This window comes from Bacillus sp. MM09(2025), assembly GCF_050496725.1.
Lineage (GTDB): Bacteria > Bacillota > Bacilli > Bacillales > Bacillaceae > Bacillus > Bacillus pumilus.
In genome coordinates, this window is the sequence record NZ_JBNWEN010000001.1 from 1 (window position 1) to 18053 (window position 18053).

Sequence of the window (18053 nt, forward strand, 5' to 3'; positions counted from 1 at the left end):
ACGTAAGCCAATATTAAAATAAGGATGAGATATTTCTACTTGTTAAAATGGTATAAACCGATTTATTTTATTAATTTAAATGAGAAGCAGTTGCCCTAGGTCTTTCAGTATTTAGAGCAGAAACAGCGTTTCGCTTATGCTGAAGCATGCTAAATAGTATATGCAGATGAGTATGGGAAACAAGGTCGATTTGAAGACTACGGCTGCTGATCAAAAGATATTAGAAACACAACTCAAAACGTATAGGCAAAATTAAAACAGACCTGTAGGGTCTGTTTTTTGGGGCTATTGGGGACGAACCCTTTCGGTTTTATTCGGAAATGCACATTTTTTATCGGAAGGGCTCATCATAGAATCTTATTAAATCAGTCTTTTTAAGAGAACATCTGTTTGTTTCGGAGAGGTCATTCACCTTGACGGGTAGAGATCGCTGGTTCGAACCCAGTGGGAATCATCGTTCAAACCTTTGCCTAGCAAGGGTTTTTTTGTTTTGTTAATTAGTCACATCGAAGAAGTAAAATTGCTAACATATTATTAAATAGCACCTTAAAAACATACATAACAAGGATTTATGTAGACACCATTTTGGGCTTTAAATTTGGAGGATGTTATCAACTCTGGCCATGCCGAAGTGTTTGTATTATGTCTGAGTCTAATGGAGTTACTTATGGAGGACAAAAAAACTATAAATAATAAATACCTCGCTAAAAAACACCCTTACTTTTTGTTAGGGTGTTTTTACACTTATTATATCTGAAAAACGTATCAAATTTGTACGCAACGCCTTTTGAGTCACTTAATAAATGGACCAGTACCGTTTAAATCCTATATGATTTGATTTCCTTTATCTTTCCAGATTTTGCAGCACTACTAAAAATATAGACATCGCAGAAATCAATTTTTAAACCATTCGCTAATAACATTACACCATTTATTGAAGCGAATTTTCCGTGTGTGATTACTTGGTAAATTTCAAGGGCGCTAACGATTTCTCTGTCCTCTTTGTACAAAGTGGAGATTAAGGTATTTCGTCCTTCAAGCTTTGTATTATCCTTTAACTGAAACCATATAATAGATTCATCCGCATATTCATTAATTACTTCATTCTGCCGTGTTAATATAGCTACTGTAAAATCAATGATTATTTGCTTCCTGGGAGCATTGTCACATCCTGTTGGAATGGTAAGTTTCAATTCATTGGGGGAGCTGTTCACTAATGTTAACCTCCTAAAAATACATTTTATAAAAGCTTCTTGTGACGTAATCCGGATCGTTTGTTAAAGTTCAACAAAGGCTTTTTTAAACTGATATTGAATTATATCATAAAGAATTTATATTTCATTCCCTAAGATGGGAGAGATTAGTTTAGAAAAACAATTAAATTCTTCCTTTAAAATTGGTTGTTCAATTTTTTGTTTTGCAACTTTCAGTTTTCTTCAGAAGTGCACATTTTTTATTAGAAAGGCTTAGCATAGAATCTTATTAAATTTTTAAGAGAACATCTGGAAGTTTCGGATAAGGTCATTCACCTTGACGGGGAGAGATCGCTGGTTCGAACCCAGTCGGAATCGTATGAAAAGATGTTGATACAGAGCCATTCTTGAGATAGTCAAGAGTGGCTTTTGTTGTATTTCTAAAACAAAAGAAAACATTAGTGAAATGAAAAACCACACTGTATTTTTTCAGTGTGGTCAATTTAAGATACGACAGGTGAGCCATTTAACAATACAATAGTTTCATAGTGTGGTTAAGATCATAAAACCGTATTTTGGTAACCTTATTTCTGCTATTGAAGGACTCATTATCCTGTTTTTCATAGCTACACCTTCGAAAGTCATCAATTTTTCTTTTTTTTGTAGTCTTTTATTAAGCTTGAAACAGTTAAACCAATTACACCAAAAGCTACTACATAAAATAAAATGTTTGTTACAGGTGTATCAATTTTCCCTAAAATCAATACAATTGCGATAATAGCGGCGGGTAAAGTAATTAACAAACTTTTTGATGCCTTATTTTCCTGTGTCACTAACCAAGAACCTCCTCGTTACTTCACCATTTAGATGTGTTTTAGTTCATTATAATTGTTCGCCGCCATCTGAAATAGGGACCATCGGAATCCTCCTTTTTTAAAAATTAAAGAAGCAAGAAGTAAAATTAGACTAATCTATTTCCTTATCCATCACTTTCTTATATTCTTCAAATTCAGAATCTTTCATTTCCCCATTCATTTGTAATAAGAAGTTCCCTTTTGAATATGTGTGAGAGAAAAACATAGATCCAGCATTGCCCAACTCATCATAATAAGATTTTGCTTGCTTAAGATCAGTTTCATTTCCAAATTTAAAAATCCTTCCACCAGCATTTTCACCTAAAGAAGGAATGAGAATCCTTTTTCCTTCTTCTCTTATATTTCCAAACTCTTTTTGTTCAAGATCAGTTGGTTTTTCTGCTTCAAGCCCAGCACTTTTGAAAGCTTTAATCACGTTGTCTGTGGTAAGCTGTTTTTTAGTAGATGCTGCACTGTTACAAGCTGTTAACAATAATAAACATATAAAAAATAATACAAAACATTTTTTCATAGTAGATCCTCCTGATTGATAGATGCATAAGGATATTACACTAAGTAATTCCTATTTACTATCCTTTCGACAAAAGTAGACAAATATGAAAAACAAAGGAAGGGTGAAATGATAACGTTCAGGTAAATATATATTTGATAAAATATTTAGAGGGGGAAAGGTATGAAATCATTTTTACTAATTGGACAATCTAATATGGCGGGTCGAGGCTTCAAGCATGAAGTGCCTCCGATTTATAATGAAAGAATCATGATGCTGCGAAATGGAAGATGGCAAATGATGACTGAACCTATTCATTTTGATAGGCCGGTCGCTGGTGTAGGACTGGCGGCTTCCTTCGCGGAGACTTGGTGCAAGGATCATGAGGGAGAAAAGATTGGTCTTATTCCATGTGCCGAAGGTGGCAGTTCCATTGATGAGTGGTCACGAGATGGGGCATTATTTCGTCATGCAATAAATGAAGCTAAATTTGCAAAGGAAGATAGCGAATTGGACGGGATATTATGGCATCAAGGAGAAAGTGACAGCCAAGATGGGAAATACAAAGAATACGATGAAAAAATACGAAGATTATTTCATGAACTAAGAACTGAATTATCTGTCCCTAACATTCCGCTTTTGATAGGAGGTTTGGGCGATTTCTTGGGAAAGGCAGCATTTGGCGCAGGGTGTGTGGAATATCAACGTATTAATGAGGAACTACAAAAATATGCACAACATCATGAAAATTGTTATTATGTTACTGCGAAAGGCCTTATATCTAATCCGGACGGAATTCACATCAATGCGATGTCCCAAAGAATATTTGGTATAAGATACTATGAAGCATTTCGAAGAACACAACATATACATGAACCATTACCAAATGAACATGAGCTAGTGAATGAATGTCATAATAGAATGAATACCTCAGCGGAGAAAACATATATAGCACTAGAAAAATTCACGTTGGGCAAGATGACTTACGAAGAGTTGCTGAAGGCTTTATCGTAAGCAAAGCTCATGGTAGACTTTGAATAGACAGAAACATGACATATCTTTTGAAAGGATGATTGTGGTGGTGAAAACAGATAAAGTTTCCTCCTGAATACAGTAAATCAAATTCAGGAGGAGATAAAAAATGTTTAAACAAATAGACGAAAATTACCCGCGAAAAGAGCACTTTCATCATTATATGACATTAACCCGATGCTCATATAGCTTGGTGGTCAATCTAGACATCACGAAATTACATGCAATATTAAAAGAAAAAAAGCTAAAAGTATATCCTGTGCAAATTTATTTGTTAGCAAGAGCTGTGCAAAAAATTCCTGAGTTTCGGATGGATCAAGTGAACGATGAGCTTGGTTACTGGGAGATTCTCCATCCTAGTTATACAATTCTAAATAAAGAAACAAAGACGTTTTCAAGTATTTGGACGCCTTATGATGAAAACTTTGCTCAGTTTTATAAAAGCTGTGTAGCCGACATTGAAACATATAGCAAAAGCAGCAGCCTATTTCCGAAACCTCATATGCCAGAAAACATGTTCAATATTTCAAGTCTACCGTGGATTGATTTTACTTCTTTTAACCTTAATGTATCTACAGATGAAGCTTATTTACTGCCAATATTTACGATAGGCAAATTTAAGGTGGAAGAAGGAAAAATCATTTTGCCCGTTGCCATTCAAGTACATCATGCTGTTTGTGATGGCTATCATGTGGGTCAATATGTGGAATATTTGAGATGGCTTCTTGAACATTGTGAAGAGTGGTTAAATGATTCATTGCATATTACCTGAAGACAAAAGGTGTTCTCATGGAAATCTAGAAGATGAAGGCAGACTGAAATGAGTCTGCCTTTTTGTTTTGTGATGATCATGAATTGTGTCAAAGGTTTATTGATGTAACAATCGTTCTTTTTGCGGTTTCTTTTCGGTGCTTTGTAAATTACTGTATGTGATAATAAATGTCATATAAGGGATTTTGGTGGAAGGGGAATAAGGGATGGAGAAAGTTCTTTCTTCACATGTAGGTGTGAAAATAAATGAATGGTATAAAATGATTCGGCAATTCAGCGTTCCAGATGCAGAGATTTTGAAAGCTGAGGTAGAACAAGAAATTGAACGGATGGAAGAAGATCAAGATTTACTCATTTATTATCAATTGATGTGCTTTCGACATCAGCTTATGCTTGATTATATCAAGCCTTCAGAAAAAAGATCACCTTCTGTTTCTGATTTGGTTGATAAAATTGAGAATTCTAATCATCAACTTTCCGGTATGTTGCAATATTACAATGCCTTTTTTAGAGGAATGCATGAATTTAGTAAGAAAGAATACATACAGGCTATTCAATATTACAAGATCGCTGAGAGGCAGCTCGCATTGGTTGTCGATGATATTGAGCAAGCGGAGTTTCACTTCAAGGTGGCTGAGGCCTACTATATTATGAAGCAAACGCATGTGTCTATGCATCACATCATAAAGGCACTAGATATTTATAAAGAACATGAACAGTATAGAGTTCGTCAAATTCAAAGCCTAATTGTCATAGCAGGAAATTATGATGATTTCATGAGATATGAAAAGTCGCTGCAACATTTAAAGACTGCTTATTCAATTGCTGTGGGCGCAAACGATCAACGTTTAGTAGCAAAAACATTATTAAATATTGGTAATACATATGATAGGCAATCAAAGTATACAGAGGCAATAAAGCATTATAAAGAAGTGTTAGATGTCATTTCTTCAGAAAAAAGTGACATAACGCCAATCACTCTATTTAGTTTGTGTTGGTCGCTGTACAAGTCTAATCAAACTGATGAAGCGGATCTGCTCGTTGAAGATGGACTTATATATTCCTCAAAGGTAAATGATTCGCTAAGTGTCTTGTTATTTAAAGCATTAAAAGCTATTTATATGGATACTGATGAACAAGCTTTGAAAGAAGTGTTTGATATTTTTGAAGAAAAGAAACTACATGTCTATGTGGAAGCATTTGCTCAAAGTGTCGGGTTATTTTATGAAAAAAAAGGGGCCTTTGAAAAAGCTGCCGAATATTACAAAAAGGCTCTTAAGGCTCAAAATGATATTCAAAAAGGAGAGTGTCTGTATGATTATTAAAAAATTACTAATCATTTTATCCATTGTATTGTTAAGTGTTTCAACAGCAGAAACTTTAAAAATCATTGAAACAAAATCAATTCGGAATACAACAATGGAGGAACAAAAATCAAATCGAAACACGACTATGATTGATCGAAATACAACCTCTGAAAACGTATAGACAAGATTAAAACAGACTTTAAGAGTCTGTTTTTTTTATGAAGTAGAATGAGCAAATGAACATTTGGTCAATGTTATACTTATCTCAATAGATACGAGGAGGCACCCAATTTGAAATCATTCTGGGAGAAAGAAGAAGAGAGTCCTTTTACGTTAAAAAAGATAGATGAGGAACAAATTCATGAAGCAGAGGGCACACTTGGAGTCATTTTACCTGATACATACAAAAAGCTCATTTTAGAATGGAATGGCGGGTTTACAGTTCGTAATGCTTTTCCAACCGAACAGCCGAATTCATGGGCTGAGGATCATGTTCAATTTGACCATTTAAGAGGAATCGCCAAAGATGATGGCATCATGAATAGTCTTCGGTTAAGTAATGAATTGGATCTGCCTGAGGGACTTGTGATCATCAGCGGAGAAGAAGATACATGGATCGCCATGGATTATCGAGAAACGAAGGAACATCCTTCTATTCACTATTTTGATTTAGAGCTGGAAGTAGATTTTAAGCTGGCAGAAACTTTCGATGATTTTATTGAGAAGTTATATACAGCTGAAGATGCGATGGTAGAAGTAGTAGAAGTTGAGGAGGAAGCTTCGGATTTGTATGTCAGTAAAGAAGAGCTTGAACACATATTTGAGAGGCAGGACCTTCGTCAGCAGAATCTATTCAAAATGGCACATTATCCGATGGAAGAAACAGAAGAGATCGAATGGTTTTTCAATCGTATGAAACAATGCATCCAACAGATAAACGATCAACATGTTTTGTATGAAGCAGCAACAACGATTCACTCCATGCTTCTATTAAACCCAGATATGCCAAGAAATAACCGTATCAATCAAGAGCTGCAAGAAATGGCTGAGTTTTTAGAAAAGAGTGGGGATCCTAATACCGCTTTTTTGGGAGAAGACATTCATCCAGTGGAAAAACAATAGTGAAAGAAGAAAAGCCCCTGTAAAGGGCTTTTTAATCTAAATCATGAAAAAACTGTTTGAGTTGATCAATGAAAACGGATTTGGATTTCCCTTTTTTATAAATGAACTCGATATTGATGTTGAAATTGATGGATGGATCGATTGAAATTTGTTTTAATGTTCCCTGTTCTACCTCATTTCTAACGCAATGATGAGGAAGAAACGATAGGCCCATTCCTTGTAGCACGGTTTCCATGTGATCAACCTCAATGGAAATGTTCGGTGTGATGTTGTTTTTTTGAAATAATCGGTGAAGCATCAACCAATCAAATGACCCATAGTCAAAGAAAATAAAAGGCTGTTCTTCTAGTTCTTTCATATTGATATTGTCAAGGCTGGCAAGCGGATGATGAGTTGGGACGAACAGCCCAATTGGATCGCTGAAAATAGGGATTGATTCAATTTGAGGATGTGTTTCAGTTCTGACAATGCCAAAGTCTACTTGGTTGTTAATCACTTTTTGGACAACATCCTTTGAATGTCCTGTTACAATTTTCACTTTCAGGTTTTCGTATTTTTCTTTTAGGGCGGGCAATATGTTAGGCAATAGATTATTGGAAATAGAGGATGCGCATCCAATTGTCAATTCATAAGGGATCATCGTTTGTTTGAGACTATGCTTTGCTTCTTGATAAGAATGGAGAATCTTTTTGGCATGCGGGTAAAACTGTTCACCTTTTTCCGTCAGAGATAATTTATTTCTCTGTCTATCAAATAATTTCAGGTCTAATTCCTTTTCTAACGATTGAATACGTGCCGAAACAGAAGGCTGGGTTAAATAGAGTGCTTCTGCAGCTTTATTGATACTGCCTAGCTGGCATACATAAATAAACGCTTCTATATTCTCAAAATTCATGTTATCCCCTTATATGACGTTCTTTAAATGTTTAGCTTTTCAAGCTCATACACCAATTTTACAGCTTCTTTCGCCAAAATGACAGTAGGGTCAATCACTTTCACAGCTTTGGTTGGCCTTAGAACTAAAGGGATTTCTGTGCAGCCGGCAATGATGGCTTCGGCTCCTTGATTGATTAAAATTTCTGAAGTTAATGCCAGTTCACTTTCGCCTTTACTCAATTTTCCTACTTTCACTGCATATATCCCATTCATGACATTTTTCTGAAGCTCTTCACTTGGGGTCATGACATCAATCTTGTGATGAGCACAAGCTTTTTGGTAGAGCTTGGTTTTTAATGTGCCATCAGTACATAGTAAGCCCACAGACGTATAGTGATGTTTGATTAGGTAATTTGCGGTTTCTAATGGCATATTCATGATAGGGATATGAGTGGATTGTTGTACGTTTTCTAAAAAGAAGTGAGCGGTATTGCATGCAATCAGAATAAAGTCCGCTCCTGCGCGTTCTAATCTTTTAGCTGATGCAATCATATATTCTGTAGGATCTTCGCCTTTCCCAAATATGGCATTGGTTCTATCAGGAATTTGGGGATAATTATCAGCAATCACATGAAGATGATCCTGATCTTTTATCGCTGGAGTATGTGAAATGATTTTTTTCATCAGATCAACCGTTGCTAAAGGACCCATCCCGCCCATGATTCCGATCGTTGTAGACATATACGCCACCACATTTCTTTTTTTCTATTATAAAAAAAGAAAGCATGGTGAGCGTTATAGAAAAGTTCTATATGTATATAGAAGGTTTATCAAGAGCGTCTTTTAATGCCGCTTAAGCGGCCCACTCTGATTGAAGAATCGCATATTGATATTCATCAACCCAATGTCCTTTTGACATATCATTTTGAAGCAAATGTCCTTCGCGTCTCATGTCTAAACGTTCCAGCACTCGAATGGATTTTTCATTGCGCACATCAGTATAGGCAATGATTTTATGCTTGTTCAGTGTAGTGAAAATATATTCGATCATTGAACTCAAGGCTTCTTGAATATAGCCTTTTCCTTGAAATTCAGGTGCGAGTGTAAATCCGATTTCGACGATTCTAGGCTCACTGTCAAGTGTATGAATGGCGCAATCTCCTATCAGTTGATTGGATTCAGAAAATGCAATGGCGTATTGAAACCATGTCCCTGGTTGATTAGGTGTTTGCGTCATTTGTTGCTAAACAAATGATTCAGCTTGTTCATACGAATAGTTTTCCCAGGATTGATAGATTGCAATAGAGGGGGTTGCTCGATACTGATAAAATGCCTCAATATCTTGTAGATCAAATTGACGAATTACTATCCGGTTTGTTCTTGTAAATACGCTGTTTACCTTCTTCATGTTTTACCCTCATTTTTCGTTTGTTTTTGATTTGAAAAAGTCAATCAGCCATTCAGATAGCTGCTGCTGTGCTTTACTGACAAATCGATCTGCATAATAAGTTAATTCTAAGTGACGAACAGGTGCCGGATCAGCAATAGGAATCGACACAATATTTGACCATGTCGCATGTTGTTGCAGCAATCCTCGCGGCTGAATGGTTGCACCGATGCCGGCTTCAACCAGCTGCAATAATGAAGATGCGGAACCAACTTCCATGACAGTGTCTAGTTCAACACCCTGTTCTTTACATACGTCATCTACTAAATCTCTTCCTAGATATCCCTTCGGATACATGACCAAAGCATGCTGCGTCAGCTCTTCCAATGTCACTTCACATTTTTGGGCTAGTTCACTTTCTGAATGAGCAAATAATTCGTAGGGCTCACTTCCAAGTGGAATTTGAATAAGCCGCTTATCCGCAGGCCCTCGCAGCCCGATGCCGAGATCCACTTTATGCGACAGTACTTCTTCACGAACGAAGATCGTTGAATATGCTTTCAAATTGGTTTCGGGATAAAGTGTTTTAAATTCTACAAAAAGCGGAACAAGCTGAAAGTCAAGATCGGAGGGGAGAACGGCAAGTCGAACGTTTCCCCGTTTTTCAGATAATAGTTCTTTCATCGCATTTTTTGCATCTCTTTCAGCTTGAAGCATTTTCATCCCATATTGATAAAGCAGAGAACCCGCTTCGGTTGCAACGACTTTTTTGCCGATTCGATCAAAGAGCGGCATCCCAACTTCTGCTTCAAGCAGCCGAATCTGCTGGCTTAATGTAGGCTGTGATATCCCTAATTGCTCAGCAGCTTTTGTGAAATGTAAATGATCAAATACTGCCATGAAATATGTAATATGCCGAGTATCCATTTGTCATCCCTTCATTAATCATAGTTTTTTACTATCATCATAATACGAATTATTGTATTGATCAATGAATGCGGCGGATTTATACTCAAAGTAACTTCAACAAGTTGAGAGAGGAAGAAGTGCATTGATGAAAAAAATATTTTATTTAGCCGCTTTATTTTTAGCAGCATTAAACTTGCGCCCAATCATTACGTCCGTCGCTTCTATGATGAGTATGATCCAATCAGAGCTTGGTGTGAACGCACTGACAGCAAGTCTTTTAACCACTTTACCTGTCCTTTGTATGGGGGTATTTGCTCCCGTTGCGACGACACTCAGCAGGCGATTTGGTTTAGAGAGAACGCTTTTTTTCTCGATTCTTCTCATCACGATCGCTACAGCGCTGCGGGGTACAAGCCAATCAGTCGCTATCCTGCTTATGACTGCATTTGCAGGAGGGGTAGGGATTAGCTTCGCGGGTCCTTTATTGTCTAGTTTTATTAAAAAGTATTTCCCGAGAAATCCTGGTATCGTCAGTGTGTATTCCATTTCGATGACAATAGGTGCAGCACTTGCTTCCGGCTTCACCATTCCGATTTACCTGCGCAGTCACCATCTTCCGTTTGCATTGTCTTGCTGGGCTATTCTAGGGGTGATCGCGCTTATTCTCTGGGTAGGTATTGCTCGCAAAAATGAGCAGAGTGATTTTGTTGCCTTGCCGCTAAAATTGCCGCTGCGAAACAAAAAGGCGATTCAATTTACCTTGTTTTTTGGCTTTATGTCCAGCATGTTTTATTCTTTGACGGCATGGATTTCACCGATTGCTCTTAGTTTCGGAAACAGTCCGCAATATGCTGCCATGCTGCTGACCATATTTACACTCATTCAGATTCCGGTGGCACTACTCGTTCCAGCGGTCGTTACTCGATTAGGAAAACCGAAATTATTTCTCATCTTATGCAGTCTGTCTGAGCTGATTGGTCTCATCTTTCTTCTTCTGCCGATGCCAATCTTGCCAGCTGTCATTTTCCTAGGTATGGGTGCAGGTGGATTATTTCCTTTAGCGCTCATGCTACCGATTATAGAGACGCGTACTCCAGAGGAAGCCGGAACTTGGTCCGCCATGTCGCAGATGGGCGGGTATATCATGGGAGGATTCGGTCCGTTTTTCATTGGCTTAGTTTTCGATCTAAGCGGACATTTTTATGCTTCTATTGTGGCAATGCTTGTCATCGTCATGCTGATGATTGGCGTTCAGTTATCTATGAAGCTTGGTAAAAAGCGCGAAGTAGAATCCAATTAATGATCAATTGACCGACGTTTTAATATTAATACTCATTTGACATCGCCATAGCCTATTCCTAAATAAATAGGCTATGGCGATTATTTTGCTCAATTGTAGAAACTACACATTAAACAATTATCGTGATAGATATTTTTCAACTTTACGGGTGGCCATTTCTGCAGCTTCCATGATTATTTCACCTAATGTTGGGTGAGGATGAATCGTCATTGCTAAATCTTCTACTGTAGCACCAACTTCAATTGAGAGAGAAAGTTCTGATATAAGAGTAGATGCTTCTGTACCTACGATTTGTGCTCCTAAAATAAGTCCAGATTCAGCATGGGCTACAATCTTCACAAATCCTTCTGGTTCTTTTAGTGCCAGTGCTCGACCATTAATGGAGAACATTGATTTTCCAATGACAGTCGGAATGGATTGTTGCTTGCAATCTGTTTCGCTCATTCCGACACTCGCCAATTCTGGGCTGGAAAACACAACAAGTGGGATCGCTTTATAATCTATTATCGAAGGTTTCCCAGCGATTGCTTCAGCTGCCACCTTCGCTTCATAGGAAGCTTTATGAGCCAGAGCAGGACCCTTGGTGATATCACCAATGGCATATATGTGCGGAATGGATGTTTTGCATTGTTCATCAATTTCAATCAGTCCGTGTTGGGTAATAGACAACCCGATAGATTCAAGACCTAATGTTCCATCTGTATTTGGTTTTCTTCCGACAGTAATCAGAGCATATTCCGCTTTCACCGTGTAGCTTTCTTTCTGTTTCTCATAATGAAGATCAATTCCGTTTATATGCTGCTTGGCATCTGTGACATTTGCTCCTGTAATCAGGGTGATGTTATCTTCTTTCAATTGTCGAACGACAGGTGAGACAAGTTCACTTTCAAAGCCAGGCAATACTTGATTGCCGCCTTCCAAAATGGTGACGTTTGCCCCGAACCTTGCAAACATCTGTCCAAGTTCAACCCCAATATAACCACCCCCAACTACGACAAGGCTTTTCGGAATATTAGGAAGGGATAGTGCTTCAGTTGAAGACAATATACGATCCCCGAAAGGGAGTGATCTCATTTCAATTGGACGGGAACCAGTTGCAAGTATTAGGTGTTTGAAGTTGATTCGCTTTTTACCTTTTTCGGCAAGTTGAATCACCGCTGTATGCTGATCGATTAAGCTTGCCTCGCCTTCCAGAATGGTAACTCCCGCTGACTTTAGCAAAAATTGGACGCCTCCAGCTTGTTTTTCCACAACAGCTTTTTTGAACGCTTGAGCTTCATTGAAAGAGCCGCCTTCTTGAAAACCACTCCATTGTGTGCGGAGTTTGAAACGCTCTGCTTCTGCTATCAGTGCTTTAGATGGGATACAGCCTACATGGGTACACACTCCACCTAATTGATCACGCTCTACAATCGCTGTTTTCATGCCGAGGTGAGCTGAACGTAATGCCGCCACGTAGCCTCCCGGACCTGATCCGATCACTAATGTATCTACTGTTTCTAAATGAATCATTTCTTGCACCTCCATCTTCAAAATATGATGATCATAATATATTATATCCATCATATTTTAATGAAGTCAATCCCATCTAAGTGAGGGAAGTTGGATTTCAGTCAATTGACACTCGAAAATATGATGATTATAATATTTTGATAAACACACTTAGCAAGAGTTAAAGTGAAGGAGGGGAGAAAGAAGATGCCTTATCCGAAAGGTCATAAGTCAAAAGTGAGAGAGCAAATCATTGCAAGTGCTGCACGAGCATTTCGAACAAATGGCGTTCGTAATATCAGTTTGCCATTCATTATGAAAGGGGCAGGCCTAACTCATGGAGGGTTTTACGCTCACTTTAAGAACAAGGATCAGTTGGTGATAGAGGCTTTTCATTTTGCTATTACTGATACGATAAAGCTGCTGCAAAGTGTTGCAAACAAGAAAGCAGATCAGCCTCGAATTCAGACGATCATTGAATTCTATTTAAGTTCCGTTCACCGTGATCAGACGGAGGTCGGCTGTATACTGCCTGCGCTTGCAGGGGAGATTTCTCAATTATCGCAAGAGGTACGGAAAGTTTATACTGATGAACTGAAACGATTTATGGCGTTTATAGCTGATGCTGGAAACATAGATCTCTCTAAGAGTTACGCACTAGTAAGCAGCATGATTGGTACAATTGCTCTTGCACGAGCTGTCAATGATTCGCAGTTCAGTGATCAATTGTTATTGGCAGGCAGAACACAGGCAAAACACATTCTAGAGGCGACATAACATTCAAATAAAAAACATAGGGGATGATGCGATGTTGATTAGAGAAGCAAGCATAGAAGATTATCCACAATTAAGACAAATCTATTTAGCATCCCGCCGTCAGAGCTTTCACTGGCTTAATACAGAAGAAATCAATCTGCAAGACTTTGATCAAGATACGCAGGAAGAGCAAATTTTCTTAGCTGAGAAAAACAACAAAATCCTTGGATTCATCTCGCTCTATGTACCAGATCGTTTTATTCATCTCTTGTTTGTGCATCCAAAAGCTGCTGGTCAAGGGGCTGGTGATTTGCTGCTCAAACATGCTATCAAAGTGCTCGGAACACCGGTCACCCTCAAATGTGTCTCTGACAATCACAAGGCTTTATCTTTTTATCAAAAAAGAGGCTGGAAGGCTGTTGTAGAAGAAGGGGAGCCTGGGGAGAGATACTGGGTGTTTGTTTATGATGGAACGTAAAGAGTGTCTTCTTTTTTCGCAGCCGCTCTTATAGCTTTACTTTATTGAGCTATTGCTTTTTCGCTCGATTAAGAATAATTTCAGTATCATGAGCTACAGTTACTTTTTTGTACTTTTGCAAGATATGTTCCGAGAAAAATTTGCACAAAAAAACTAGAGGTGAGTCATATGACAAGCTATGAGTCAAAAGATGTTTTAAAGCAAGCAATCATGAAATCGTACAATCAATACGATGAAGAATTCGATATGATCCCAGAAGAAATGAAAGATGATCAAATAGAGGATGTAAGCCGAACTCCTGCAGAAAATTTGGCCTATCAAGTTGGCTGGACTACCCTGCTACTTCAATGGGAGCAAGACGAAACTGAAGGAAGGGTTGTCCATACGCCAGCAGAAGGTTATAAATGGAATCAGCTTGGCGCATTATATTCTCTTTTTAATGAGAAGTATGCTTGTCAATCACTTGTCGCATTAAGAGCTCAGCTCAAACAGAATGTTTTAACTATTTGTAATATGTTAGATCGTATGAGTGAAGATGAAGTGTTTGAACCTCATCAACGAAAATGGGCGGATGACGCTACAGCAAAGGCTGTCTGGCCAGTTTATAAATTTATTCATGTGAATACCGTTGCCCCTTTTAAAAATTTCCGTACTCAAATTCGTAAATGGAAACGATTAAAACAAGTATGACGTGAAGGATATACTAGATGTAGACCTGAATGTATCATTAGAGAGTACAGGAGGAGAGGTCGAGGGCACTGATTCAAGCTCAGTTATTCTTCCTTATCAAAATTACGATCACACACATGGCTTCTTTAAAGAAGCTTTTTTTGTTCTTTTGCGGTTTCTTTTCGGTGCCGGACGATTTATGAAATGATAATATATGTCATTATAGGGAAAATAGAGGGAGGGGGAAGGGCTGATGGAGAAAGTGCTTTCTTCTCACGTCGGTTTGAAAATCAATGAATGGTATTATCACATTCAACGATTTAACGTACCGGACGCCGAAGCATATAAAGAGGAAATCAAATCAATGCTTGATCATATGGAAGAAAATCAAGATTTATTATTGTATTTCTCACTTATGGAGTTCAGACATAAATTATTGCTTGATTACTTGAATCCTTTAGAAAATGGGAAAGAGCGGGCGAACTTTAGGGAACTCGCACTGAAGATCAAAAGGGATCAAGAGAAATTAACAGGATTGCTCGAGTATTATTTCAATTTTTTCTACGGCATGTATGAATTTGAAAACTATGAATACCTAAATGCGATTACCTTCTATAAGCGGGCAGAAAAAAAGCTGTCTCTTGTCAGCGACGATATTGAACGTGCCGAGTTCAATTACAAGATGGCAGAAATTTATTACCACATGAAACAAACCCACATGTCGATGCACCATATTGCACAGGCGATAGACTGTTACAGAGAAAAAGATACATACACAGTGAGAGAAATTCAATGTTCTTTTGTGATTGGATTAAACTATATCGATATGGGCTGCCCCGAAAAAGCGATACCCCATTTTCAACACGCACTAGAAAAAGCCGCCGACAACTCAACAAAACGATTAAAAGGATCAGCACTTTATAATTTAGGGTTGAGTTATTTTCATAACAAAGAATTAGCACAAGCGATTACTCATTTTAATGATTCAATTCGAGCATTTAAAGAGCAGGGATACGAGCATTTAAATAGAATCTTAGATCCGCTCATTATGTTGTCAAAAGCTTACTTCAAAAAGAAAGAACAGGACTTAGGTACATATGCATTAAATAACGGTATAGAACTATCTGAAAAGCTGAAAGACCATGTTCTATTATTGATATTCAAGTTTTTAAGATCTCTATACATTGACAACAATTTTGAGCAGTTGGAAAAAATAATGGAATTGTTAGAAGTAAAGTCAATGTATCCTGACCTCGAAGATTTAGCAAAAGATGCTGCAAAATATTATAATGAAATGGGAGATAAAGACAACGCGATGCATTTCTATGAAAAGATTCTTTATTTCCAAACTCAAGTAAAGCGGGGGGACTGTTAGTATGAAATTTAAAACGTTATCAGTGGTATTCGTGATGATTAGTGTCATAAGTGTTGTTGGTTATTTTACGTCTGAAGTGACAGCCAGTCATGATGAAGCTAGGAGAGGTCACACTGCAAGTATTGGTTATACTGCTTAAGTAAAAAGCCCTTTAAGGGCTTTTTACTATAAAACGGAATATACGCTATGAACAAAGAATATTTTCTCCATAGAAAACATACTGAGGAGGAAGTGAAATGACAATGTTAAAATCAACAGTATTTCGAAAGATTTTCATTATATTTTTTGCTTTAACCTTTATGATTAGTCTGTTCAATATGGCTGTGTTTCCAGGGGCGCCAGTGTCTTATTATGTTGGCCTGGTTTGTAAGATGTTGTTTATCAGCTTGTTAAATGGTCTGTTTTTCGGAACAATTATCTATTTGATTGTTACCCTTCTCTTTGCTAAATCTTCAAAGGAAAATCAATAAACCAGTGAGCGGCTAAAGACCGTTCTTTTTTATTTTTAAAAATGGGATATGCTATTTAAAGAGATGATGAGATGACTTAATTTATGATCTAAATCGCAATTCCAGTGAATATTTTTCCAACATAATTCAATTATTTTTAATAACCTGCTGTATTATATTTTAAAGGGTGTTACCGTTGGATGTAAGGAATGATTGGCCAATCTTCCACTAAGAGTTGGAGGGAAATCATGAATTACAAAATTGAAATGTTAACGAATATGAAAATGGTGTATATGAGAAATATAGGACCATATGGCAGCAGAGAAAATGTAGAGATGATGAAGAGATTTAAAAAATGGATCAATCAACATCAATTAATTGATGAATTAAAGGAATTTGGTATATATGGTGTTCCTCAAGATGATCCTGGAAAAATTTCACCAGAAAAATGCAGATACGACCTCATGTTGATGACAAATAGAGATTTCTCAAAAGATCAAATGGTTCAGACTGGACATTTTGAAGGGGGAAAGTATGCTGTGTTTACAGTGACACATACAACCGAAAAATTGAATTTATTTTGGAGCCAATTGCCTCAAATGATCCAAAACAATCAATTGAACATGCGTCAGGCATCTATTATGGAGAGATATAGAGAAGAAGAAGGCGTGTGTGAATTCTTACTGCCTATCTTTTAAATACTTGAATGAAGTTCAATGGGAAAGCAGATCTTTATGGTCTGTTTTCTTCATATAAATATTCTTAAATCGCCTTACTTCAAATGCTATACTATGGCTAAACCATTCATGAAGGGTCATGATAGGAGGAGCATTGTGTGATATTCATCATAGGCATTATCATTGCTTTTATGATTGCTGTTTTAGGTTTTACTGTTTTCGTAGATGTAGGGAATGGATTGGGAACGGCTCTCAGCATCATCGGAGGAATGGTCATTTTATTCATTGCCGGTAGATTACAAAGGCGAAAAGAACAGAATGATCCAAACATATTAATGGATAAAATGATGATGCTTTTTCACGAAGATGGGTTTCAAGCATCTACCTATTTCTTCTCAGAGCAAGTTGATAAGGGATTTGCGATTGATGATAAGTTAAAGAAAATGCGCTTTATTGAACATCAGCCTGATGGGTCAACTAGTAAAAATAGATTTGCAGTCACTGAGCTATACTTGAAAGATTTGAAACAAGTTGTGATGTTAGAAGATGGGGTGCCGATTGCTTCAGCTGAGAGAGATGATAAAGAAGAGGTCTCAACGCTTGAATTAAGATTAATAATGAATGACCGAGAGTCATCAACGATCACGATCAACTTCTTGCAATTTGATGTGCCTGTTCATAAAAGCAATGCTCAATACTTAGCTGAACGGGAAAATTTACAGGAGATTTATCATGATATTGATGCAATGATGAAATCGGCGGATGAAATTGAATATCATCGCACATAGAGAAGAAATCACAGTTGATGTGGTTTCTTTTTTTGTGAGACAAGACAAAGCAGGTTCAGTCATTGTAGCTGAATGTTTTTCTCAAAAATGAATAAAGATAGACTAGAC

20 protein-coding genes and 1 pseudogene are annotated in these 18053 nt (G+C 37.4%); 13 read left to right on the top strand and 8 right to left on the bottom strand.

Annotation, left to right across the window (positions count from 1 at the left end):
* Positions 1 to 818: 818 nt before the first annotated feature.
* The 3 genes from ACQYAC_RS00005 to ACQYAC_RS00015 form a co-directional block, all read right to left on the bottom strand.
* On the bottom strand, positions 819 to 1214 hold the full coding sequence (locus ACQYAC_RS00005) for a hypothetical protein (RefSeq protein ID WP_429942499.1): 396 nt from the start codon (positions 1212 to 1214) through the stop codon (positions 819 to 821).
* Positions 1215 to 1837: 623 nt separating this feature from the next.
* On the bottom strand, positions 1838 to 2026 hold the full coding sequence (locus ACQYAC_RS00010) for a hypothetical protein (protein ID WP_342491643.1): 189 nt from the start codon (positions 2024 to 2026) through the stop codon (positions 1838 to 1840).
* A gap of 133 nt (positions 2027 to 2159) precedes the next feature.
* Positions 2160 to 2579: a stress protein gene (locus tag ACQYAC_RS00015; protein WP_429942500.1), complete on the bottom strand. Its 420-nt coding sequence runs from the start codon at positions 2577 to 2579 to the stop codon at positions 2160 to 2162.
* Positions 2580 to 2741: 162 nt separating this feature from the next.
* Between ACQYAC_RS00015 and ACQYAC_RS00020 the strand changes: the two genes are divergently transcribed.
* The 5 genes from ACQYAC_RS00020 to ACQYAC_RS00040 all read left to right on the top strand — a co-directional run bounded on the left by ACQYAC_RS00020 (position 2742) and on the right by ACQYAC_RS00040 (position 6790).
* Positions 2742 to 3572: a sialate O-acetylesterase gene (locus tag ACQYAC_RS00020; protein ID WP_429942501.1), complete on the top strand. Its 831-nt coding sequence runs from the start codon at positions 2742 to 2744 to the stop codon at positions 3570 to 3572.
* A gap of 127 nt (positions 3573 to 3699) precedes the next feature.
* Complete coding sequence (gene catA, locus ACQYAC_RS00025; protein WP_429942502.1) at positions 3700 to 4362, top strand: type A chloramphenicol O-acetyltransferase; 663 nt, start codon at positions 3700 to 3702, stop codon at positions 4360 to 4362.
* A 205-nt stretch (positions 4363 to 4567) separates the two neighbouring features.
* Complete coding sequence (locus ACQYAC_RS00030; RefSeq protein WP_429942503.1) at positions 4568 to 5686, top strand: Rap family tetratricopeptide repeat protein; 1119 nt, start codon at positions 4568 to 4570, stop codon at positions 5684 to 5686.
* A complete protein-coding gene (locus ACQYAC_RS00035) occupies positions 5676 to 5849 on the top strand; it encodes a hypothetical protein (protein ID WP_012009624.1) in 174 nt (57 codons plus the stop codon). The genes ACQYAC_RS00030 and ACQYAC_RS00035 overlap by 11 nt, the downstream gene beginning before the upstream one ends.
* A gap of 110 nt (positions 5850 to 5959) precedes the next feature.
* Positions 5960 to 6790: an SMI1/KNR4 family protein gene (locus tag ACQYAC_RS00040; protein ID WP_429942504.1), complete on the top strand. Its 831-nt coding sequence runs from the start codon at positions 5960 to 5962 to the stop codon at positions 6788 to 6790.
* A gap of 31 nt (positions 6791 to 6821) precedes the next feature.
* On the opposite strand, the gene ACQYAC_RS00045 is transcribed toward ACQYAC_RS00040, so the two are convergent.
* From ACQYAC_RS00045 to ACQYAC_RS00060, 4 genes and pseudogenes are all read right to left on the bottom strand, one after another.
* Positions 6822 to 7685, bottom strand: coding sequence for a LysR substrate-binding domain-containing protein (locus ACQYAC_RS00045; protein ID WP_429942505.1), 864 nt, complete (start codon positions 7683 to 7685; stop codon positions 6822 to 6824).
* A 23-nt stretch (positions 7686 to 7708) separates the two neighbouring features.
* Positions 7709 to 8407, bottom strand: a complete 699-nt coding sequence (locus ACQYAC_RS00050; protein WP_429942506.1) for an aspartate/glutamate racemase family protein — start codon at positions 8405 to 8407, stop codon at positions 7709 to 7711.
* Positions 8408 to 8519: 112 nt separating this feature from the next.
* Positions 8520 to 9074: pseudogene (locus tag ACQYAC_RS00055) on the bottom strand (GNAT family N-acetyltransferase).
* A gap of 9 nt (positions 9075 to 9083) precedes the next feature.
* Positions 9084 to 9980, bottom strand: coding sequence for a LysR family transcriptional regulator (locus tag ACQYAC_RS00060; protein WP_144462290.1), 897 nt, complete (start codon positions 9978 to 9980; stop codon positions 9084 to 9086).
* Positions 9981 to 10107: 127 nt separating this feature from the next.
* On the opposite strand from ACQYAC_RS00060, the gene ACQYAC_RS00065 reads away from it, so the two are divergent.
* Positions 10108 to 11262: a CynX/NimT family MFS transporter gene (locus ACQYAC_RS00065; protein ID WP_429942507.1), complete on the top strand. Its 1155-nt coding sequence runs from the start codon at positions 10108 to 10110 to the stop codon at positions 11260 to 11262.
* Between the two features lie 117 nt (positions 11263 to 11379).
* Here ACQYAC_RS00065 and lpdA read toward each other — a convergent pair whose 3' ends face one another.
* Positions 11380 to 12774, bottom strand: coding sequence for a dihydrolipoyl dehydrogenase (gene lpdA, locus ACQYAC_RS00070; protein WP_429942508.1), 1395 nt, complete (start codon positions 12772 to 12774; stop codon positions 11380 to 11382).
* 186 nt (positions 12775 to 12960) lie between these two features.
* Here lpdA and ACQYAC_RS00075 point away from each other — a divergent pair, with 186 nt between their 5' ends.
* The 7 genes from ACQYAC_RS00075 to ACQYAC_RS00105 all read left to right on the top strand — a co-directional run bounded on the left by ACQYAC_RS00075 (position 12961) and on the right by ACQYAC_RS00105 (position 17945).
* Positions 12961 to 13530, top strand: a complete 570-nt coding sequence (locus tag ACQYAC_RS00075) for a TetR/AcrR family transcriptional regulator (protein ID WP_339165546.1) — start codon at positions 12961 to 12963, stop codon at positions 13528 to 13530.
* 31 nt (positions 13531 to 13561) lie between these two features.
* Complete coding sequence (locus ACQYAC_RS00080; RefSeq protein WP_429942509.1) at positions 13562 to 13987, top strand: N-acetyltransferase family protein; 426 nt, start codon at positions 13562 to 13564, stop codon at positions 13985 to 13987.
* Between the two features lie 168 nt (positions 13988 to 14155).
* Positions 14156 to 14677, top strand: coding sequence for a ClbS/DfsB family four-helix bundle protein (locus ACQYAC_RS00085; protein ID WP_339165550.1), 522 nt, complete (start codon positions 14156 to 14158; stop codon positions 14675 to 14677).
* A 232-nt stretch (positions 14678 to 14909) separates the two neighbouring features.
* A complete protein-coding gene (locus ACQYAC_RS00090) occupies positions 14910 to 16031 on the top strand; it encodes a tetratricopeptide repeat protein (protein ID WP_429942510.1) in 1122 nt (373 codons plus the stop codon).
* A gap of 236 nt (positions 16032 to 16267) precedes the next feature.
* On the top strand, positions 16268 to 16501 hold the full coding sequence (locus tag ACQYAC_RS00095; protein WP_429942511.1) for a hypothetical protein: 234 nt from the start codon (positions 16268 to 16270) through the stop codon (positions 16499 to 16501).
* Between the two features lie 227 nt (positions 16502 to 16728).
* Complete coding sequence (locus tag ACQYAC_RS00100) at positions 16729 to 17178, top strand: GyrI-like domain-containing protein (RefSeq protein WP_429942512.1); 450 nt, start codon at positions 16729 to 16731, stop codon at positions 17176 to 17178.
* A gap of 137 nt (positions 17179 to 17315) precedes the next feature.
* Positions 17316 to 17945, top strand: coding sequence for a hypothetical protein (locus ACQYAC_RS00105; RefSeq protein ID WP_429942513.1), 630 nt, complete (start codon positions 17316 to 17318; stop codon positions 17943 to 17945).
* The last annotated feature ends 108 nt before the right edge of the window (positions 17946 to 18053 follow it).